We start from the raw sequence: 20,002 nt of genomic DNA, 5'->3' as shown, positions 1-20,002 counted from the left end.
GAAGCTGCAGGGTTCCGGTCGCCAGTCCGGTGATGGCGTCGCCGCGGTACTCGGCACCGAGGAGCGCCAGGCGACGATCACGATGCCGCCGTCAGTCGCCCCACGGCGCGATCCCCCAGCGGACCGTGTGCTGCTCGCCGGGGCCGAGGCTGACGAGGCCGGTGCCGCTGCGGAAGGCGTCCGGCGGGCAGGTCATCGGCTCGATGGCGACCGCGCGACGGCGCTCCCCCGGTGCGAGGGTGTCGCCGGTGTAGAGCTGTACGTAGTCGGCGCCTTCACCGAGCCACACGTCCGTACCGAACGCACCCGACGGGTGGGCCAGGCGCACCACGGCCCGCCCGTCCGTGCCCCGGTCGAGGTCGCCGAACGGGGTGTCCAGTCGGAGCGCCCCGACAGCATGTGGCGTGCGCAAGTCGTACGCCGTCCCGGCGACCGGCTCCGCGGCCACCGGCAGGCCGCGCTCGTCGGTGCGCAGCCAGGTCCGCGCGGGGACGGTCAGCACCGCCTGGTCGACCACCGCGGTGCCCGCAGTGACGTAGGGATGTTGGCCGAAGCCGTAGGGTGCGGCGCCCATGCCGACGTTGCGCGCGGTCACGGCGACCTCGAGCCCGCCCTCTCCGAGGGCGTACTCGGCGCGGACGTGGAGGTGGAACGGGTAGCCCGGCTGCGGCCACAGCGGAACCTCCAGGACCGCCCGGCTGCCGCTCGCCTCCACGACCCGCCACGCGACCCACCGGAGCAGCCCGTGGATCGCGTTGCCGCCGGCCGGCTCGGTGAGCGGCAGCTGCAGGTCCTGCCCGTCCCAGCGGTACCGGCCGTCCCGGATCCGGTTGGGCCACGGCACCAGGAGCTGGCCGCGACCCCCGGTGATCCGGTCCTGTTCGGCGAATCCGTCGACCACGGCACGTCCACCGACCGCATACGACCGCAGCGCCGCGCCCAGCTCGACGATGACGGCACTGTGCGCGCCGTGACGCAGGGACAGTTGCCGTCCGGTGGGTCTCTCCTGCACGCGTGGCCTCCTCGGTCCGCCCGGTCGGCGTCCTCGGACGCGGACCGAGGTGGTGGCCTGCGGTGCGGCCTCCTCACCGGGAGCGTGCGGCCCCGCACCGGCCCGGTCAAGCGCGACACGTTCCCGGGGGTGGAATCGCCCGGCGGGTTCGCCCGCCGGGGCCACGGCAGCAGCCATCGGCGCGCCCGCGCCCCACCCCCCGGTCGGCACCCGGGCGCTCCCCCGCCTTCCGGGCGGGACGACGGCTTCACCGGCCGGCCGAGCGGCCGCGCCGCCGGCCGATGCGCCGCCAGACAGCCCGCTGGAATCTGAGCATCAGCACCCCCACCGCGATCAGCAGCACGATGTTGAGCAGGAGTTGGACCAGGGATCCGCGCGCCTCGTGCCAGCTGGAGAACGCGCAGGAGACGCCGATGTCGGCGGCGGCCGGGATGGTGGTGACCGAGATGAAGACGCCGAGCAGCGCGCTGGTCCTGGCCTGGGTCAGGGACACGATCCCGACGATGCCGGCCAGCACCGCAACGACGACGGAGAAGAAGTTCGGGGCGTCGATCAGACTGGAGACCGGCCTGATGCCCAGGTCGAATGCCCTGGGCTGGAGGCCGAGGCCCCGGACCATCCACGAGAACAGGAAGGTCACCACGATGGCCAGCAGGAATCCCGCGGTCAGGGCGAACAGGCCCTGCCGGATCCTGGAGCCCTTGTGCTGGTCGATGCCCAGCGCGACGCTGGTGATGCCGCCGTACTCCGGTCCGACGACCATGGCCGCGACGATCAGGATCTGGGAGTTGGTGATGATTCCCACCGCCCCGATGACGCCGGCGATGACCAGGTAGACGTAGAAGCTCGGCAGATAGGTGCCCTCGGCGCGAATGCGCGCTTCCACCTCCTCCCAGACCGGCGCGTGCGCGAGCGCCCCGAGCTGTTGCTGCTCGGCCTCGGCCGCTTGGCCGGAGAAGGCCATCTCGACCGGCTCGATGACGATGGATCCGCGTCGGTCGAGTTCCAGCTCGCGCAGACCGTGCAGCACGGCGTTGGCCGCACCCGCCAGGATGTCGCACTCGACCGCGTCGCCGTCGGGATTGCGCACCAGGTCGGGAAGGACGACCAGGTTGAAGACGTAGCGGTCGGCGGTCAGCAGCCCGACTGCCCGGGGAGTGAGATCAGCAGGGCTCACCAGTCGGACGTGGATCATCTCCATGCACAACCTCCATCGCCCGGCCGGCGGCCGCGCCCAGGCCCCGCGGTGCCCGCGCACCATTGCCCGGCCGACCCAGTCAGTAACGCCCGCCGGCAGTGCCGTCGGCAAGCCGAGTGCGGCACTCGGCGCCAGCGGTCACGGTCGCATCGGCGCAGGTCCGCGGGCCGCCGTCGCGGCCGGCCCTGGGCGAGCGGCCATCGACCGCTGCAACGTGGCGGGGACTGGCGACCCATCGGATAGTGGAGACGGGGGCATCTTCCGAGATTTCGGAGCAGCCATGGACCGCTACCCTCCCATCGCCGAGCACGGCCTGGTCGGTGACCTGCAGACCGCGGCGCTCGTTTCGTCGCAGGGCGTCGTCGACTGGTTCGCTGCTCCCCGGTTCGACTCGCCCAGCGTCTTCGCCGCCCTGCTCGACCATGACCGCGGCGGGTACCTGCGGCTGGCCCCCGAGAGCCCCGACGGGACCAGCAAGCAGCTCTACTACCCCGACACGGCCGTGCTGGTGACCCGATTCATGTCGCCGGACGGCGTGGGCGAGGTGGTGGACTTCATGCCGCCGGACCGGACCCGCACCGCTACCGACCGCCACACCCTGATACGGGTGGTGCGTGCCGTGCGGGGAACCGTCGACTTCACCCTCGAGTGCCGGCCGCGCTTCGACTACGGCCGGGCGGAGCACCAGCTGGAACTCGACGGGAACCGCGGCCTGTTCCGGGCCCCGGGGATGGACGCGCACCTGCAGGCCACCTTCCCGCTGGAGCGGGACGGCCAGGACGTACGCGGCAGGGTGACGCTGAGCGCCGGCGAAGCCGGTGGCGCCGTGTTCACCGTCTGCGCGTCCGGCGGCCAGGCGCCCACACCCCCCTCGGTCGACAGCCTCGCCAGACAGGCCGAGGAGACCGGCCTGTTCTGGCAGAACTGGCTGCGCCAGTCCCGCTACCGGGGCCGCTGGCCCGAGCGCGTGCACCGTTCGGTCATCACCCTCAAGCTCCTCACCTACGCCCCCACCGGCGCCCTGATCGCGGCAGCCACCACGGGCCTGCCCGAGCAGGTCGGCGGGGAGCGCAACTGGGACTACCGGTTCACCTGGGTGCGCGACGGCGCGCTGTCGGTGCGGGCCCTGCTGGACCTCGGCTTCGCCGACGAAGCCATCGCCTTCGTCCACTGGCTCGTGCAGAGGCTGCATGAGCGCGAAGGCAAGGAGGACGAGCCGCTCCAGACGATGTACCGGATCGACGGCGACCCCGACCTGCCGGAGGAGACACTCGAACACTTCGAGGGCTACCGCGGCTCCTACCCCGTCCGCATCGGCAACGGGGCCGCCGATCAGCTCCAGCTGGACATCTACGGCGAGGCAATCTACGCGGTGTCCCAGGGCCGCGAGCTCGCGCAGCAGGCCACCTACCAGGGTTGGAAGGCACTGACCAGGGCACTGGACTGGTTCGCCGACTCCTGGGACCGGCCGGACGAGGGCATCTGGGAGACCCGCGGCGGCCGCCAGGACTTCACCTACAGCCGGGTGATGGCCTGGGTCGCCTTCGACCACGGGCTCACCCTGGCCGAGCACTTCCACCGGCCCGCCGATCTGGAGAAGTGGCGCTACACCAGGGACGCCATCTTCGAGCAGGTCATGGAACGCGGCTGGAGCGAGAAGGAGGGCGCCTTCGTCCAGCACTACGACGGCGACGTCCTGGACGCTTCGCTGCTGCTCATGCCGATGGTCCAGTTCATCTCTCCGAGAGACCCCACCTGGCTGTCCACGCTCGACGCGATGGACCGCAAGCTGGTCTCCGACAGCCTCGTCTACCGCTACGACCCGGCGGCATCGCCGGACGGGCTGCGCGGTTCGGAAGGCACCTTCAGTCTGTGCACCTTCCTCTACGTCGACGCGCTGGCCCGGGCGGGGCGGCTGTCCCAGGCCCGCTACACCTTCGAGAAGATGCAGACCTACGCCAACCACGTCGGGCTGTTCGCCGAGGAGGTCGGTCCGAGCGGCGAGCAACTGGGCAATTTCCCCCAGGCGTTCACGCATCTGTCGCTCATCATGGCGGCCACCACCCTCGACCGGGCACTCGACGCGGAGGAGGGGCGCTGACCCATGGTCACGCATGCCGGTCCGGCGGGACCGCCACGGCTGACCAGGGACGAGTTCGGCGCGTTGTACCGGAGCCTGCTCGCGCGCGCCGCCTGGGCCGCGGGTGACCGGGGTGCGCTGGACGCCCTCACCCCCGCCCGAGTGCTGGCTGCCGCCCGCGAGGTGCGGACCGGCCGGACGGTCACTCTCGCCGCGCCGGTGGAGACGCTGCCCGGTCCGGACAATCCGGAGCCCGCGAGACACCGGATGAGCGGGCAGCGGGAGGGCGACGACACCGCGAGTGGGCTGCACTTCGCGATGGACAGCTTCGCGATGAACGTGCACGGCGACGCCGACAGCCACATCGACGCCCTGTGCCACGTGATCTACGACGGCACGCTGCACGGCGGCGTGCCGGCGAGCAGCGTCACGGCGGGCGGCGCCACGGCACTCTCCATCGAGGCGGCCCACAACGGGATCGTCGGGCGCGGTGTACTGCTGGACATCCCGCGGCTGCGCGGCGTGCCGTGGCTCGAACCGGGTGACCACGTGACCGCCGACGACCTCACTGCGGCCGAAGCCGCTCAGCGGGTCCGCGTGGCCGAGGGCGACCTCCTGTTCGTCCGAGTCGGCCACCGACGCCGCCGCGCCGAACGGGGAGCCTGGCACGCGGCGAGCACGCGCGCCGGGCTCCACCCGTCGGCGCTGGAGTTCCTGGCCGACCGGCGGGTCGCCGTGCTCGGCGGCGACGGGAACAACGACACCGCTCCGAGCTCCACGGAAGGCGTCGACTTCCCCGTGCATGTACTGGCGATCCACGCCATGGGCCTGCACCTGCTGGACTACCTGCAGTTCGAGGACCTGGCGCCGCTCTGCGAGGCCCAGCGGCGCTGGTCGTTCCTGTGCGTGATCGCCCCGCTGAGGCTGCCGGACGCCACCGGCTCACCGGTCAATCCGATCGCCGTCCTGTGACGGCTCAGGCCTCGGGCTGCGGGGCCACCGACGCTCCCGAGCCACCGGAGCCCTCGGGACCCTGGAAGTGCTCGGTTGTCAGCCGGAGCCGGAACACGTGGTACGTCCAGCTCTGGTAGGCGAGTACGACCGGGAGCAGGACGATGGCGACGATGGTCATCACCTTGAGCGCGTACTGGCCCGAGGCGGTGTTGTGCACGGTCAGGTCGAACGCGGAGTTGGTGCTCGACACCATGACCCGCGGGTAGAGCTCGACGAAGATCGAGACCACGGTGGTGGCCATCGCCAGTGTGGTGGCGGCGAAGGCCCACCCTTCGTGCCCGGTGGCGATCAGCCATGCGGCGGCGAACACGGCCAGCACTGCGGCGAGTTCGGCGAGGTTGATCAGGATGCCCCGGCCGGCTGTGGAGTGTGTCCAGGTCACGAAGGCCAGCACCACCAGACCGGTCACCGGGGCCGCCCGGCGCGCCAGCAGGCCGGCCCGGCGGCGGACGCCGCCGGTGGTCTTGAGCGCGATGAACGTCGCCCCGTGCAGGACGCACAGCACCACGAGGGTGATACCGGTGAACACGCCGTAGCCGGTGAACAGGTCGGCGAAGTTCCCCGCGAACTCCTGGTCGCTCCCGATCGGGACGCCGTGCAGCAGGTCGCCCAGGGCGATCCCGATCACCAGCGGCACGATCAGGCTTCCGGCGGTCAGCAGCACGTCCCAGGTCCGCCGCCAGCGGACACTGTCGATCTTGCCGCGGAACTCGAAGGAGACCCCGCGGATGATGAGCCCGACCAGCAGCAGGACGACTGCGAGGTAGAAGCCGGAGAGGAGCGTCGCGTACCAAGGGGGAAACGCCGCGAACATGGCGGCGGCGGCCGTGATCAGCCACACCTCGTTGCCGTCCCACAGCGGCCCGATCGTGTTGATCACGGCCCGGCGCCCGGGTTCGTCCCGCACCAGCACCGCGTGCAGCATGCCGACGCCCAGGTCGAATCCCTCCAGGACGAAGAAGCCCGTCCACAGCACGGCGATGAGGATGAACCAGAAGACGGCGAGTGCCATCGCGACCTCGGAGTGATTCGGGACCTCAGTAGGTCACGGCCGGTACGGGCTGGTCTTCGCTCGGAGCCTCGGCGGCGTCCTTGCGGGCGTAGCGCGTCATCACCACGGCGGCGACGACGGCAAGTGCTGCATAGAGCAGGAAGAAGACCAGGATGCTGATCGCCACGGTGGTCGTGCTGACGGACGGTGACACCCCGTTCCTGGTGAGCTGGATGCCCTGGACGATCCATGGCTGACGGCCGTTCTCCGTGAGCAGCCAGCCGGCGGTGTTGATCAGGAAGGGCAGGACGACCGACCAGACGGCCACCCGCAGGAACCAGGGTGACTCGGCGAGCCGTTTGCGTCTGAGCAGCCAGAGCCCCCAGAGGCCGACCAGGAGGGCGATGGTGGCGAGATAGGCCATCACGCGCATCGACCAGTACTGGATGAAGATGTCGGGCACGTACTCGCCCGGCCCGTAACGCTGCTGGTACTGGCTCTGGACGGCGTTGAGCCCGAGCACCTGGCCGTTCCAGTGGTTGGTGGCCAGCAGCGAGAGCAGGTGGGGAATGGCGATGATCTTCGTGGGGGTCTGGTCGTTCTTGCCGCCGCCGACCTGGAAGATGGAGAAGGAGCACGGCTGGCAGGTTTGCCACTGGGCCTCCGCGCCGGCGATCTTCATCGGCTGGTACTTGCCCTCGGTCACCCCGAGCTCGCTCCCGACCAGCATGGCGAACAGCAGCGCGGGGACGAGCAGCACCAGCGACAACCTCGCCGACAGCCGGAACACCTCGGGGTCGGCCCCCTTGCGCAGCTGCCAGGCCGAGACCGCCAGCATGACCATCGCTCCGGTGACCAGCGAGGCCAGCAGGACGTGCAGATAGCCGCGTAGGAACACGGGATTGGTGAACAGCGCCCAGACGTCGTTCAGTTGCGGGCGGCCGGTGGACGAGTTGATCGTGTATCCGACCGGGTGCTGCATCCAGGAGTTGGCCGCCATGATGAACGCCGCGGACAGCGCGCCGCCGACGGCCACGGCCCAGATCGTCCCCAGGTGCACCCGCTTCGGCAGCTTGTCCCAGCCGAACAGCCACAGCCCCAGGAAGGTCGACTCCAGGAAGAACGCCGCGAGCCCCTCCATCGCCAGCGGGGCGCCGAAGACGTCTCCCACCGTGCGTGAGTACCCCGACCAGTCCATGCCGAACTGGAACTCCTGGACCAGGCCGGTCACCACGCCGACCGCGATGTTGATCACCAGAAGCGTCCCGAAGAACCGGGTCAGCCGGAGGTACTCCGGGCGGTCGGTACGGTGCCACGCGGTCTGCAGCAGCGCGGTCAGGAAGCTCAGGCCGATGGTGACGGGGACGAACAGGAAGTGGTAGATCGACGTCATCGCGAACTGCAGCCGGGCGAGGTCGAGCTGACTCATTTCTGCTCCCAATCCGTGAGCGTCGATGCCACCAGGGCGGCCCCGGATCCCGGGATGATCTCCGCCCAGGCAAGCACGTCGGCATCGACTCACCGGGGAGCACTCTCACCGAGCTGTCGGCCTCCCCCGTGAAAGCGCAGGTCAGGTGAGGTTGCGGTAAACCGGGTCCACCGATTCGGCCGCCGCCCGTTCGGTGGTACGGGGGCTTCGTTCAGGACGTGCGGAGCGGCACGGTGCCGGCCGGGCGGATCCCTGACGTACCGTCGGCTCACGTCGGCCGCGCACCACGCCGGGAGGAACGTCATGGCGGGAGCCACCCGGGCGCCCACGATCGTGGTGGTCATGGGCGTCTCCGGATCGGGCAAGTCCACCGTGGGCCGACTGCTCGCGCAACGGCTCATGGTGCCCTTCGTCGAGGCCGATGACCTGCATCCGGCCGCGAACCGCGCCAAGATGGCCGCCGGCCACCCGCTCGACGACGATGACCGCCGGCCGTGGCTGCGGTCCCTGGCCGACTGGATCCGGGAGGCGGCCGATACCGGCCGGGGCGGGGTGATGGCGTGCTCGGCTCTCAAGCGCACGTACCGGGACCAGTTCCGCCTGGCCGGCGCGGGTGTGTGGTTCCTGCACCTGACACTCGACCGGGAGACCGCCGACCGGCGGGTCGCGGGACGGCTGGGCCACTTCATGCCCGCGCGGCTGGTCGGCTCCCAGTACGACACCCTGGAACCCCTGCAGCCTGACGAACCCGGCCTGACCGTCGACGCGACGGCCGCTCCGCAGACGATCGTCGAGGATGCGCTGAGAGCCGTGCGGGCGATGGGGTGAACGCAACCGCGTTCAGCCTTCGCTCGGTCGCCGCCACCAGGACTGCCCGATAGCTTCCGTATTGGCAGTGAATGTCCTGGAAATGGAACGGGGTCCAGCGTGGCTGACGACCAGCACTACGATGTCATCATCATCGGTACGGGCGCGGGGGGCGGCACGCTCGCGCATCGACTGGCTCCCACCGGGAAGCGGATCCTGATCCTGGAGCGCGGGGGCTACCTGCCGCGCGAGCGGGACAACTGGGACTCCACCGCGGTGTTCGTCAAGGGCAAGTACCGTGCTCCCGAGTTCTGGTACGACAAGCACGGCAACCAGTTCCCGCCGGAGGTCAACTACTACGTCGGCGGCAACACCAAGTTCTACGGCGCCGCGCTCTTCCGACTGCGCCCCGAGGACTTCGGCGAGCTGCGCCACCACGACGGCGTCTCCCCCGCCTGGCCGATCCGCTACGAGGACCTGGAGCCGTACTACACCCAGGCCGAGCAGCTCTATCTCGTGCACGGACGGCACGGCGAAGACCCCACCGAGGGCCCGGCCGGCGGCCCGTACCCACACCCCCCGGTGGAACACGAACCGCGCATCCAGCAGCTCAGCGACGACCTGGAGAAGCAGGGACTGCACCCCTTCCACCTGCCCATCGGCGTGAACCTCACCCAGGACGAGGACGGCCGGGCCACCCGCACCAGCGCCTGCATCCGCTGCGACCGGGTCGACGGCTTCCCCTGCCTGCTGGGCGCCAAGTCCGACGCCCAGGTGATCTGCGTCGACCCCGCCCTGGAGCACGACAACGTCACGATGATCACCAACGCCGACGTGCGGCGGCTGGAGACCGACCCGACCGGACGCACCGTCACCCGGGTCGTGGCCGAGCTGACGGACGGGACCACCACCGGGTTCGCCGCCGACATCGTCGTGGTCGCCTGCGGCGCGGTCAACTCGGCCGTCCTGCTGCTCCGTTCGGCGAACGACAAGCATCCGGGCGGCCTTGCCAACAGCTCCGACGTAGTGGGACGCCACTACATGCGGCACAACAACCTGGCGCTGATGGCGGTCTCCAAGGAGCCCAACCCCACCAGGTTCCAGAAGACCCTGGCCCTGCACGACTGGTACCTCGGCGCGGACGACTGGGACTACCCGCTCGGCGGCATCCAGATGCTCGGCAAATCCGACGCCGACCAGATCCACGGCGAAGCACCGCGCTGGGCCGGCTCGGTCTCACCCGACATGCCGTTCGAGACGCTGGCCCACCACGCCGTCGACTTCTGGCTGTGCGGTGAGGACCTCCCGTTGCCCGAGAGCCGCGTCACCCTCGACGACAACGGCGACATCCACCTGGCCCTGGACGAGAAGAACAACATCGCCGGGCTGAAGCGCCTCCAGCACAAGCTGCAGGGGATGCTCGGGCACCTGGGCATGCACGAGCACCACCTCCTGTCACACAGCATCTACCTGCACAAGGGCATGCCGATCGGCGCCACCGCCCACCAGGCCGGCACCGTGCGCTTCGGCGAGGACCCGAAGAGTTCGGCCCTCGACGTCAACTGCAAGGCCCACGACCTCGACAACCTCTACGTCGTGGACACCAGCTTCTTCCCCAGCATCGGCGCGGTGAACCCGTCACTGACCGCCATCGCCAACGCCCTGCGGGTCGGCGACCACATCGCCGCCCGGCTGCGCTGACGGGGTGTCGCACACGGCGAGAGCCGGCGGCGGGTGGACGTGCCACCCGCCGCCGGCTCCGTCGCAGCGTGAACCGGCCGAGCGCCGCTGCCGGTTGTTCCCAGGAGATCAGCCGCCGGTGGCGAAGCCGGGGAAGAGCGTCATGCCGCCGTCGACGTAGAGCGTGGCGCCGACCACGTAGTCGAGCAGGTCGGACGCCACGGCGACGACCGCGTTGGCGATGTCGTCAGGATCACCCACGCGGCGGTAGGGGATCAGGCGCAGGAGGTCGGCCTCGGCCTCGGGCGTGGACCAGGCGTCCTTGTTGATGGGGGTGCGGATGGCGCCGGGTGCCACCGCGTTGACCCTGATGCCCTTGGGGGCCAGCTCCTGGGCGAGGGTCTGCATCAGCATGCCCACACCGCCCTTGGAGGAGGCGTAGTTCACGTGGCCCGACCACGGGACGATCTGGTGGACCGAGCTCATGCAGATGATCTTCCCGGCCGACCGGGACACCTCCTCCACCACGCCTCGCCGCACGAACTCCTTGGCGGCCTCCCGCGCGCAGAGGAACTGGCCGGTCAGGTTGACGTCGATCACCTTCTTCCACTGCGCGTACGTCATCTCCGTCACTGGCGCATCCCGCTGCAGGCCCGCGTTGGCCACCATGATGTCGATGGTGCCGAACTCCTCGACCATCCGCGCGACCATCGCAACCACCTGGTCCTCGTCGGACACGTCGGCCTGGTGGGCGTAGGCGCGGACCCCGAACTCCTTGATCTGCGCCACGACCTTCTCGGCCTCGTCCGCACCGACGACGTAGTTCACCACGACATCCGCTCCGGCCCGCCCCAGCGCAACGGCGGTCGCCAGGCCGATCCCGGAGTTGGCACCGGTCACCAGCGCCTTCTGGCCCCTGAGAAGCTGCGCGGGCATCGTCCCGCGGGTCTCGTCGACACTTCCTGCCACCACGGTCTCTCCTTCGGCGTTTCGGGCGACACGCCCGCAAGGAGCGGGCTGCGCGTGTGAGGAAGGCCGGGAGTCGGCCGGCTTGCCGGGACAGACAGAGCCGCCGTCGCATGCCCGGTCCTCCAGACGAAAGCACCCGGCACCGCAGGCGGGACAAACCGGCGCGCCACGCAGCCGTATTTCGGCGGGGCCTGTCATGCGGTTGGGCTACGAGCCGTCCGGGCCCCCTCCCACGAGCATGTCTGCGCGCGGGTCGGAGCCGGACGAGGAGGGCGTGTCGATGTAGACGAGCAGCAGGTCGCCGTGGTGGAGGTCCGTCCGGGCACCGGGAACTAGTGTCCGCGAAGGACACGGTGATTGGTGATCAGATCCCGGTACCAGGGGTAGGAGGCCTTCGGAGTGCGCCGCTGCGTCTCGAAGCCGACGTGCACCAGGCCGAAGCGCTCGCCGTACCCCTCGGGCCGTCGAACAGGCTGTCATTGTAGCGAGACCTTGACCGCGAGTTACCACTGCTATCTAACTCGGCTGTCTGGCAACGGAGTCGCGGGTAATGTCAACTCGCCTACAATACGGACCAGCCGCTCGCGGTGGGTCCGGCGCGAGCCGAGCGCGCCGACGTACGCGAGTTGCAGCAGCCGCGACGCGGTAGCCGGCAGCGGCACGTCGACGCCCCGAGGTACTCGGCTTCGAACCTAGGCTTCGGATTCGACTTCGATGTCGGCCACGGCGATGGCGAAGCCGAGTGCCTGGGTGATGTGGCCGGCGGCCGACATGACTCGGGCGGTACCCACGATGGGTGCGACCGCCACCAGGACGTCCTGCAACCGCTCGACCGTCATGCCCGCTTCGACCGCCGGGCCGAGGTGGGCGAGATAGGAGGTCGCCGGTGCATCCATGGCCGCGAGAGCGGCGATGCGGGTGAGGATGAGCGTGGCCTCGTCCAGACCGCATCGCTCAACCGAGTCGACGGTCATGGCGGCGAGGGTGTCGAGTACCGGGGTCTCGGACTGTATGGACATGTCGCGCTGCCTTCCGAATGCGGTGATATCGACACAGGCATCCCGCCGAGCAGCGGAATCCACACAGCGGGCGGCCTGCCATTCGACCCTAGAGGCCTCCCCCGCATCACGCACGGCGAGCGGTGGTGCCTGAGCCGACGGCGTGGTGACCGTCGTGGTTCCGGCTCCGTAGCCGCCGCCCCAGGACGTCGATGGCCCGCCGACGGTGGCGGCCACGCGGATCCGTCCGACCGGGCACCCCGACTTCGGCCGTCCCAGGTCGGCTCGGCCTCAGTCGGCTCACGGTGGTTCGGCCGTCGCCCGGGCGTACGCGGCTTCGCGGATCCGGGACGGGCCGCAGGCCCAGACCAGGATCCGGCCGCCGGTGCGCGCCAACGGGCGGTCCCACAGCGCGCGGAGCAACCGGGGCCGGTTCACCGCGAGTTCGGCGCGGGCCCAGCTCGGCAGCACGCCGAGTGAGGCATTCGTCAGCACCCGGATGGCGGCGCGCTCGCGGCCGCTTCGGCCGAAGCCGCGCAGCAGCCGGAGCACGTCCAGGGCCGGCGGTGTGACCCGCAACTCCGGCCGGACGCGGGCCAGGTAGTCCGCGACCTCGACACGGGAGCCGGGTACGTCGAGGGCGCCCAGGAGCTCGGCGACCCGCCCCACCTCGCGTACTACCGTCCTGCCCATCCTCGCCCCGGCCACCACGGTACCGGTGTGGCCTGGCAGCCTTGCCGGAGGGCGCAGCCGCTGCGCCGGACCCGGGCCCGCCCCCGGCACGCCCTGGTGGCGACGGGGACCACGGAGCGGTCAGCGCCGACCGCGAGCAGGAACGGCCCTCCGTCACACTGGCCTCGCCGACCGCATCCGCGTCCGCGGAACCGAGCTCCTCCGCTTCCACGGGCAGGAGCAAAGGTGCCTGACCGCGGTCTTCCCTCGACCACCGGCTGACCGCTGACAGGCGGCGCCGATCCTGTCGCACACCCTGTCATTACCTCCCCGAGCCCGGTACACACCCATGGGAACCTCGGCAGAGTCCAAGCGGATCAGCGATCGAGGATGACGCATGGTCATCCTGGTCAATTACTCTGCGCGCTCCGTCCTGTGAGTCGCAATCAGGTCTCGGTCCCAGGCGTACGAGGCCTTCGGGGTGCGGCGCTGCGTCTCGAAGTCGACGTGGACCAGGCCGAAGCGCTGGTCGTAGCCCTCAGGCCGTCGAACAGCCTGTCAATCTATGCGGACCACAGTCGAGCATCGAATAGATGGTCCTCACGGCATCCACCGGACGGGGGCTCCCCCACCTGCGTCCGGCCGTGTCTGTGCGGGTTCGGGCAACGGCATTGCGTACGGTCGACGGCGGCGCCGCCGAACCCCGGACGGCGGACCACGCCCTCCGTCGAAGGAGACCGTCAGCCGTGCAACGCAAGTGGTGGACGCTGATCGCCGTCTCGGTCGCGACGTTCATGCTGCTGCTCGACATCACGGTCGTGAACGTCGCCCTGCCATCCATCCGCAAGGATCTGGGCGCGAGCTTCACCGACCTGCAATGGGTGTTCGATGCCTACACCCTCTCGCTCGCCGCCCTGGTGCTGACGGCAGGTTCGCTGGCCGACCGGCTCGGGCGGCGCCGCACCTTCGCCGCGGGTCTGGTGGTCTTCTCCGGCGCCTCGCTGCTCTGCGGACTGGCACCGAACCCGACCTTCCTCAATATCTCCCGTGCGGTGCAAGGGGTCGGCGGCGCGGTGATGTTCGCGGTCTCGCTGGCCCTGGTCGCGCAGGAGTTCCCGCCCGGCCGCGAGCGCGGCACCGCGATGGGCATCTACGGGGCGACGATCGGGGTGGCCGTCGCCGTCGGGCCACTGATCGGCGGGGCGCTCACCAGCTCGCTCGGCTGGGAGTGGATCTTCTTCCTGAACGTGCCGATCGGCGTGGCGGCCCTGGTCGTCACCTACCTCAAGCTGGCAGAGAGCCGCGACCCGAACGCGACCCGGATCGACTGGGCCGGGGTCGCGGCCTTCAGCAGCGGCCTGTTCCTGCTCGTCCTCGCACTGGTACGGGGCAACACCGACGGCTGGGGCAGCACACTGATCGTGGCACTGTTCGTCGGCGCGGCCGTCCTGCTCGCCGTCTTCGTGCTGATCGAACACCGCGTCCCGGAGCCGATGCTGCCGCTCGGGCTGTTCCGCCGGCACGCGTTCACCGGAGTGCAGCTGGCCGCGTTCGCGGTCTCCAGCTCGCTGTTCGCCCTCTTCCTCTACCTGACGCTGTATCTGCAGAACTACCTCGGACTCTCGCCCTTCGCGGCGGGTGTCCGCTACCTGCCGATCACAGTGCTCAGCTTCCTGGTGGCGCCGGTGGCCGGAGCGCTGCTCTCCCGGGTGCCGGCCCGGCTGATGCTCTGCGTCGGCCTCATCGCGGTCGGCGCGGGCCTGCTGCTGATGGGCGACCTCCAACCCGAGGACACCTGGACCGCCCTGCTCGCCGGGTTCCTGGTCGGCGGCGCGGGCGTCGGTCTGATCAACCCGGTGATCGCCGATGTCGCGGTGAGTGTGGTGCCCAAGGAGAAGAGCGGTATGGCGGCCGGCGTCAACGACACCTTCCGGCAGGTCGGCATCGCGGTCGGCATCGCCCTCTGGGGGGCGATCTTCGTCGGCCGGGGCTCGCACAAGGTCCGCGAGCTGGCGGCGGGCACGCCGATCGCGGAGGGTACCCGTCCGCGCGAACTGGTCGAGGCCGCGTCCTCCGGCAGCCTGCCGCAGGCTCTCGCCGCGCTCCCCGAACCGGCCCGGGCGGCCGCGTCGGCCGCCGCCCGGGCCGGCTTCCTCGACGGCCTCAACCTCGTGCTCCTGCTCGGCGGACTGGTCAGCCTTGCCGGCGCCGCCCTTGCGCTCTGGCTGGTCCGGGAGGACGAGATCGACCGTCAGGAGACCTAGGTCCATTCGCACCGAACCATCCACCCGGGGGCGCGCCTCAGCCCGGGGGCGCGCCTCAGCCCGGGTCCGCCGGAATCTCCGTCTACGGTCGGAAGACCGCCCGGCCTACCTCCCGCGCCGCTCCCGGTGGGCAGCGATCAGATCGCGATACCAGGCGTACGACGCCTTCGGAGTGCGGCGCTGCGTCTCGAAATCAACGTGGACAAGACCAAAACGCTGACTCATCCCGTCGGCCCACTCGAAGTTGTCGATCAAGGACCAGGTGTAGTAGCCGCGTACGTCCACGCCCTGCGCGATCGCCTCGGCGAGGGCGTCGAGGTGGCCGGCCAGGTAGTCGATGCGGAACTGGTCGTCCAGGGTGTCGTCGGTGGAGCAGCCGCTCTCGGTGATGGTGATGGGCGGGAGGGCGGTGCCGTAGCGGGAGCGGAGGGTGAGGAGGAGTTGGCGCAGGCCGTCGGGGACGACGGGCCAGCCGAAGTGGGTGCGGGGGACGCCGTCGATCTCGACCTCGGTGAAGGGGAGGCTGGGGTCGGTGGGGGCGGCGATCCGGGTGGGGTTGTAGTAGTTGACGCCGAGCCCGTCCAGGCGTCCGGCGTCGGCGATCAGTTCCAGGTCGCCCGGGTGGACGCTGCCGCCGAGGTCGGCCGACACGCCGTAGGCGCCCAGGTCCGGGTAGCGGCCGAGCAGCAGCGGGTCGAGGAACAGGCGGTTGTGCAGTGCGTCGTAGGCGTCGGCGGCGGCACGGTCCGGCTCGCTCGCCGAAGCGGGCCACACGGGCGTGAGGTTGTTGGCGATCAGCACCTCAAGACCACGGGACCGCAACTCGGACGCGGCCAGCGCGTGGCCGAGGAGTTGGTGGTGCCCGGCGGGCAGGGCGTCCAGCATCAGGGCGCGGCCCGGAGCGTGGATGCCGAAGGCGTACCCGAACACCATGTGCACCACGGGCTCGTTGAGGGTGATCCAGGCCGGCACTCGGTCACCGAGGCGGTCCGCGACGAGCGCGGCGTACTCGGCGAAGCGGTACGCGGTGTCGCGGGCCAGCCAACCGCCGTCCTCCTCCAGGGTCTGCGGCAGGTCCCAGTGGAAGAGGGTGGGCAGCGGGGTGATCCCGGCCGCCAGCAGGGCGTCCACCAAGCGGTCGTAGAAGTCCAGCCCGGCCGGGTTCACCGAACCCCGGCCCATGGGCTGGATCCTGGGCCAGGCGATCGAGAACCGGTAACCGTCGAGCCCGAGTTCACGCATCAGTGCCACGTCCACGACGTAGCGGTGGTAGTGGTCGCAGGCGATCCGCCCGCTGTCGCCGTTCTTCACCGCCCCGGGACGCTCGCAGAACACGTCCCACACCGAGCGCCCGCGACCGTCCTCGTCCACCGCACCCTCGATCTGGTATGCGGCGGTGGACGCGCCCCAGGTGAAGCCGGCCGGAAGACCACGTCGATCGATCATGCCCAACCCCCTCAACTTATATGAGTTCGGCTCATATTAGGGGACGAACGCCCTGAACTACCAGAAACAGATGGGCATTTCATGCACACCAAGCATGGACGCAACGCTCACCGACCCCGCCGCTGCCGTCCTCGGCGGGCGCAGTGGGCCGGCGGCCACGAAGCGGAGCCGCTCGCGACGGTGGGCCCGACCACGGGTCGGCGAGCACACTGGAATGGTCGTCCCCTGGAACCGACGACCGTCCTGGGTGGTGAGCCATGGCAGAAGTCACCGATGCGATGCGGACCGTCATCATGACCGTGGACGACGATCCTGCGGTGTCCCGTGCGGTTGCCCGGGACCTGCGCCGTCGCTACGGGAGCGACCACCGAGTGGTCCGCGCCGAGTCCGGCGCGTCGGCGCTGGAGGCGCTGCGCGAGCTGAAGCTGCGGGGCACGCCCGTGGCGGTGATCCTGGCGGACTACCGGATGCCGCAGATGAACGGCATCGAGTTCCTCGAGGAGGCGCTCGACCTCTACCCGGCAGCCAGGCGGGTACTGCTCACGGCCTACGCCGACACCAACGCCGCGATCGACGCGATCAACGTCGTCGACCTCGACCACTACCTGCTCAAGCCGTGGGAGCCGCCCGAGGAGAAGCTGTACCCGGTGGTGGACGACCTGCTGGAGTCGTGGCGGGACACCGGGGGCCGGGCCGTGGACACCACGAAGGTCGTCGGCCACCGCTGGTCGGCCCGTTCCTCGCAGATCCGGGAGTTCCTGGCCCGCAACCAGGTGCCGTACCGGTGGTACTCCAGCGAGGAACCGGAGGGCGTGCGCCTGCTGGCAGCCGCAGGGCTGGACGCGCGGCGGCTGCCGCTCGTGGTGCCCCCGGACGGCACGGTGCTCGTGGAACCGGAGGAACGGGACCTGGCCGTCCACGTCGGGCTGTCGACCACCCCGGCGGCGGACTTCTACGACCTGGTCATAGTCGGCGGCGGCCCCGCAGGGCTCGGCGCTGCCGTCTACGGAGCCTCGGAGGGTCTGCGCACCGTCCTGGTGGAGCGGGAGGCGACCGGCGGCCAGGCGGGCCAGAGCTCGCGCATCGAGAACTACCTGGGATTCCCCGACGGGGTCTCCGGCGCGCAGCTCACCGATCGGGCGCGCCGCCAGGCCATGAAGTTCGGCGCGGAGCTGCTCACGGCGTGCAAGGTCACCGGCCTGGAGGTGAACGGGGCCGCCCGCACGCTGCGCTTCGCCGACGGTTCCTCGGTCTCGGCCCAGGCCGTGATCCTGGCGACGGGCGTGTCCTACCGCCAGCTGGACGTACCGGGAGTCGCCGAGATGACGGGGCGCGGGGTCTACTACGGTTCGGCGCTGACCGCGGCGGCCGCCTGCCAGGGGCAGGAGGTGTTCGTCGTGGGCGGGGCGAACTCCGCCGGCCAGGCCGCGATGTTCCTCTCCCGCCGTGCCAAGAAGGTCACCCTGCTGGTGCGGGCCCCGGACCTGGCCGCCTCGATGTCCTTCTACCTGCTCCAGCGGGTCGTGGACGCCCCCACCATCTCGGTGCGCACGGACACGGTCGTCGAGGCGGCCCACGGCAGGGAGCACCTGGAAGGCCTGACCCTGCGCAACCGGGTGACCGGGCGGTCCGAGGCCGTCGACGCACAGTGGATGTACGTCTTCATCGGTGCCGAGCCGCTGACCGACTGGCTGGACGGCACGGTGCTCAGGGACCCCCGCGGCTTCGTGCTGACCGGCCCCGACCTGACCGCTGACGCGCGCCCTCCGGGCGGCTGGCCGTTGGACCGGCCTCCCTACCACCTGGAGACCAGCGTGCCGGGAGTGTTCGCGGCCGGAGACGTGCGCGCGGAGTCCGCCAAACGGGTCGCCTCCGCGGTCGGCGAAGGCGCCATGGCCGTCATGCTCGCGCACCGGTACCTGGAGCAGTCATGACCGCCCGCCCGGCAGGCTGCGACGAGCAGGAGCTGCGGACGCTGTTCCTGTTCGAGAAGCTGACGCCCGAGCAGCTCACCCAGCTGTGCCGGGACGGCCACCCGGAGTGGCACGAACCGGGCCCCGTCTACCGGGAGGGGGATCCGGCCGTGAACTTCTACGTGCTGTTCCACGGCACGGTGGTGCTCTCGCGCCGCGTCGGCGGCCAGGAGGTGGACGTCACCAGCACCTCCGCGCCCGGGGTGTACGCCGGAGCCTTCCAGGCGTACCTCGGCGACCAGGTGCCGCAGGTGTACAACAACTCGCTGCGGGTCACCGAGCGGTCGCGGTTCTTCGTGCTGCCCGCGGAAGCCTTCGCGCGGGTCATGCGCGACTGGTTCCCGATGGCCGTCCACCTGCTGGAGGGCCTGTTCTTCGGATTCAAGAGCACCCAGGAGGCGGTCGGACAGCGGGAGCGGCTGCTGGCCCTCGGGTCGGTGACGGCCGGGCTGACCCACGAGCTCAACAACCCCGCGGCCGCCGCTGTGCGCGCCACCTCGGCGCTGCGGGAGCGCATTGCCCGGGAACGCCGCGAGTTCGCCGCACTCGCCGCCGAGCCGCACCAGGGCCAGGACCTGGCGCAGCTGAGCGACCTCCAGGACCTGACCGTCGGCCGGATCGGGCAGGCCCCGGCGCTCGGCCCGCTCCAGGCCGCCGACCGGGAGGACGAGGTCGGTGACTGGCTGGAGGAGCACGACGTCGCCGACGGCTGGGAGCTCGCGCCGGTCCTCGTCCAGGCGGGTCTGGGCGCCGACTGGCTGGACCGGATCGCGGAGACGCTGCCCGCAAAGGTGCTCGGCAGCGCACTGAACTGGCTGACCTGCACCATCGAGGCCGAACTGCTGCTGAACGAGATCGAGGACGCCACCCAGCGCGTCTCCGCGCTCGTCGGGGCGGCGAAGCAGTACACGCAGCTGGACCGGGCTCCGTACCAGAACGCCGATGTCCACGAGCTGCTGGACAGCACCCTGCTGCTGCTAGCCGCGAAGATCGGCCCGAACATCACGGTCGTGCGCGAGTACGACCCCGCGTTGCCCCGCGTCCCCGGCTACCCCGGCGAGCTGAACCAGGTCTGGACGAACCTGATCGACAACGCCGCCTGGGCCATGCGCAGCACCGGCGACGGCGAGGGCACCCTCACCGTTCGGACCGCGCGGGACGGGGACCAGGTGCTGGTCGAGTTCCGCGACACCGGCCCCGGCGTGCCCGCCGACGTACAGGACCGGGTCTTCGACCCGTTCTTCACGACCAAACCCGTCGGCGAGGGTACCGGCCTGGGCCTGGACGTCTCCTGGCGCATCATCGTCAACCGGCACGGCGGCGACCTGCGCCTCGAGTCCGCGCCGGGCGACACCCGCTTCCAGGTCCGCCTCCCGATCAACCCCGCGCAGACCGACGCCCCGCCGGGGCAGGGTTGATCAACACGGGCATCCGGTCGGGCTGGTGACCCGCGGCGACCTGCCCCGGAG

The 20,002-nt window shown here is 70.6% G+C and carries 16 protein-coding genes and 1 pseudogene; 7 read left to right on the top strand and 10 right to left on the bottom strand.

What is annotated here, in order from left to right:
* Positions 1-91: 91 nt before the first annotated feature.
* Positions 92-1,012 (bottom strand): aldose 1-epimerase family protein, encoded by a 921-nt coding sequence (locus P3T35_RS10530; RefSeq protein WP_218976750.1) that lies wholly within the window; start codon positions 1,010-1,012, stop codon positions 92-94.
* A gap of 247 nt (positions 1,013-1,259) precedes the next feature.
* On the bottom strand, positions 1,260-2,213 hold the full coding sequence (locus tag P3T35_RS10525) for a DUF389 domain-containing protein (protein ID WP_101384455.1): 954 nt from the start codon (positions 2,211-2,213) through the stop codon (positions 1,260-1,262).
* A 277-nt stretch (positions 2,214-2,490) separates the two neighbouring features.
* On the opposite strand from P3T35_RS10525, the gene P3T35_RS10520 reads away from it, so the two are divergent.
* The gene (locus P3T35_RS10520; protein WP_101384454.1) at positions 2,491-4,311 is read left to right on the top strand and encodes a glycoside hydrolase family 15 protein; all 1,821 of its coding nucleotides are present in this window, start codon (positions 2,491-2,493) and stop codon (positions 4,309-4,311) included.
* Positions 4,312-4,314: 3 nt separating this feature from the next.
* Positions 4,315-5,262, top strand: a complete 948-nt coding sequence (locus P3T35_RS10515) for a cyclase family protein (protein ID WP_101384453.1) — start codon at positions 4,315-4,317, stop codon at positions 5,260-5,262.
* Positions 5,263-5,266: 4 nt separating this feature from the next.
* Here P3T35_RS10515 and cydB read toward each other — a convergent pair whose 3' ends face one another.
* Both cydB and P3T35_RS10505 read right to left on the bottom strand, forming a co-directional pair.
* On the bottom strand, positions 5,267-6,316 hold the full coding sequence (cydB, locus tag P3T35_RS10510) for a cytochrome d ubiquinol oxidase subunit II (protein WP_101384452.1): 1,050 nt from the start codon (positions 6,314-6,316) through the stop codon (positions 5,267-5,269).
* A 25-nt stretch (positions 6,317-6,341) separates the two neighbouring features.
* Positions 6,342-7,724, bottom strand: coding sequence for a cytochrome ubiquinol oxidase subunit I (locus P3T35_RS10505; protein WP_101384451.1), 1,383 nt, complete (start codon positions 7,722-7,724; stop codon positions 6,342-6,344).
* Between the two features lie 303 nt (positions 7,725-8,027).
* On the opposite strand from P3T35_RS10505, the gene P3T35_RS10500 reads away from it, so the two are divergent.
* Both P3T35_RS10500 and P3T35_RS10495 read left to right on the top strand, forming a co-directional pair.
* Positions 8,028-8,552 (top strand): gluconokinase, encoded by a 525-nt coding sequence (locus P3T35_RS10500; RefSeq protein ID WP_101384450.1) that lies wholly within the window; start codon positions 8,028-8,030, stop codon positions 8,550-8,552.
* Positions 8,553-8,651: 99 nt separating this feature from the next.
* Positions 8,652-10,232, top strand: a complete 1,581-nt coding sequence (locus tag P3T35_RS10495; protein ID WP_101384449.1) for a GMC family oxidoreductase — start codon at positions 8,652-8,654, stop codon at positions 10,230-10,232.
* A gap of 108 nt (positions 10,233-10,340) precedes the next feature.
* Here the strand turns inward: P3T35_RS10495 and P3T35_RS10490 are convergent, their stop codons facing one another.
* The 5 genes and pseudogenes from P3T35_RS10490 to P3T35_RS10470 all read right to left on the bottom strand — a co-directional run bounded on the left by P3T35_RS10490 (position 10,341) and on the right by P3T35_RS10470 (position 13,366).
* A complete protein-coding gene (locus tag P3T35_RS10490) occupies positions 10,341-11,147 on the bottom strand; it encodes an SDR family oxidoreductase (RefSeq protein WP_101384448.1) in 807 nt (268 codons plus the stop codon).
* A gap of 365 nt (positions 11,148-11,512) precedes the next feature.
* Positions 11,513-11,629, bottom strand: a pseudogene (locus P3T35_RS10485) (family 1 glycosylhydrolase); the annotation flags it as partial.
* Between the two features lie 243 nt (positions 11,630-11,872).
* Positions 11,873-12,199, bottom strand: coding sequence for a carboxymuconolactone decarboxylase family protein (locus tag P3T35_RS10480; RefSeq protein WP_101384447.1), 327 nt, complete (start codon positions 12,197-12,199; stop codon positions 11,873-11,875).
* Positions 12,200-12,478: 279 nt separating this feature from the next.
* On the bottom strand, positions 12,479-12,871 hold the full coding sequence (locus P3T35_RS10475; protein WP_101384446.1) for an oxygenase MpaB family protein: 393 nt from the start codon (positions 12,869-12,871) through the stop codon (positions 12,479-12,481).
* A 393-nt stretch (positions 12,872-13,264) separates the two neighbouring features.
* A complete protein-coding gene (locus P3T35_RS10470) occupies positions 13,265-13,366 on the bottom strand; it encodes a hypothetical protein (protein WP_218976839.1) in 102 nt (33 codons plus the stop codon).
* 230 nt (positions 13,367-13,596) lie between these two features.
* Between P3T35_RS10470 and P3T35_RS10465 the strand changes: the two genes are divergently transcribed.
* Complete coding sequence (locus P3T35_RS10465) at positions 13,597-15,114, top strand: MFS transporter (RefSeq protein ID WP_218976749.1); 1,518 nt, start codon at positions 13,597-13,599, stop codon at positions 15,112-15,114.
* A gap of 105 nt (positions 15,115-15,219) precedes the next feature.
* On the opposite strand, the gene P3T35_RS10460 is transcribed toward P3T35_RS10465, so the two are convergent.
* Positions 15,220-16,560: a GH1 family beta-glucosidase gene (locus tag P3T35_RS10460; RefSeq protein WP_101384444.1), complete on the bottom strand. Its 1,341-nt coding sequence runs from the start codon at positions 16,558-16,560 to the stop codon at positions 15,220-15,222.
* Positions 16,561-16,817: 257 nt separating this feature from the next.
* Between P3T35_RS10460 and P3T35_RS10455 the strand changes: the two genes are divergently transcribed.
* Positions 16,818-18,494 (top strand): FAD-dependent oxidoreductase, encoded by a 1,677-nt coding sequence (locus P3T35_RS10455; RefSeq protein ID WP_101384443.1) that lies wholly within the window; start codon positions 16,818-16,820, stop codon positions 18,492-18,494.
* A complete protein-coding gene (locus tag P3T35_RS10450; protein ID WP_101384442.1) occupies positions 18,491-19,951 on the top strand; it encodes an ATP-binding protein in 1,461 nt (486 codons plus the stop codon). Before P3T35_RS10455 ends, P3T35_RS10450 begins: the two co-directional genes overlap by 4 nt.
* Positions 19,952-20,002 lie beyond the last annotated feature (51 nt).

Origin of the sequence: Kitasatospora sp. GP30 (genome assembly GCF_029892145.1) — a bacterium.
GTDB classification, from domain to species: Bacteria; Actinomycetota; Actinomycetes; order Streptomycetales; family Streptomycetaceae; genus Kitasatospora; species Kitasatospora acidiphila.
Note: the sequence above shows the minus strand (reverse complement) of the source record. Positions and strands in the feature narration are given on the sequence as shown.

What these genes read in the sequence shown, in the direction of transcription:
- P3T35_RS10520 (WP_101384454.1), top strand. Translation starts at nt 2,491, where the DNA reads ATGGACCGCTACCCTCCCATCGCCGAGCACGGCCTGGTCGGTGACCTG.
- P3T35_RS10480 (WP_101384447.1), bottom strand. Translation starts at nt 12,199, where the DNA reads ATGTCCATACAGTCCGAGACCCCGGTACTCGACACCCTCGCCGCCATG.
- cydB (WP_101384452.1), bottom strand. Translation starts at nt 6,316, where the DNA reads ATGGCACTCGCCGTCTTCTGGTTCATCCTCATCGCCGTGCTGTGGACG.
- P3T35_RS10490 (WP_101384448.1), bottom strand. Translation starts at nt 11,147, where the DNA reads ATGCCCGCGCAGCTTCTCAGGGGCCAGAAGGCGCTGGTGACCGGTGCC.
- P3T35_RS10515 (WP_101384453.1), top strand. Translation starts at nt 4,315, where the DNA reads ATGGTCACGCATGCCGGTCCGGCGGGACCGCCACGGCTGACCAGGGAC.
- P3T35_RS10455 (WP_101384443.1), top strand. Translation starts at nt 16,818, where the DNA reads ATGGCAGAAGTCACCGATGCGATGCGGACCGTCATCATGACCGTGGAC.
- P3T35_RS10450 (WP_101384442.1), top strand. Translation starts at nt 18,491, where the DNA reads ATGACCGCCCGCCCGGCAGGCTGCGACGAGCAGGAGCTGCGGACGCTG.
- P3T35_RS10525 (WP_101384455.1), bottom strand. Translation starts at nt 2,213, where the DNA reads ATGGAGATGATCCACGTCCGACTGGTGAGCCCTGCTGATCTCACTCCC.
- P3T35_RS10460 (WP_101384444.1), bottom strand. Translation starts at nt 16,560, where the DNA reads ATGATCGATCGACGTGGTCTTCCGGCCGGCTTCACCTGGGGCGCGTCC.
- P3T35_RS10500 (WP_101384450.1), top strand. Translation starts at nt 8,028, where the DNA reads ATGGCGGGAGCCACCCGGGCGCCCACGATCGTGGTGGTCATGGGCGTC.
- P3T35_RS10505 (WP_101384451.1), bottom strand. Translation starts at nt 7,724, where the DNA reads ATGAGTCAGCTCGACCTCGCCCGGCTGCAGTTCGCGATGACGTCGATC.
- P3T35_RS10475 (WP_101384446.1), bottom strand. Translation starts at nt 12,871, where the DNA reads ATGGGCAGGACGGTAGTACGCGAGGTGGGGCGGGTCGCCGAGCTCCTG.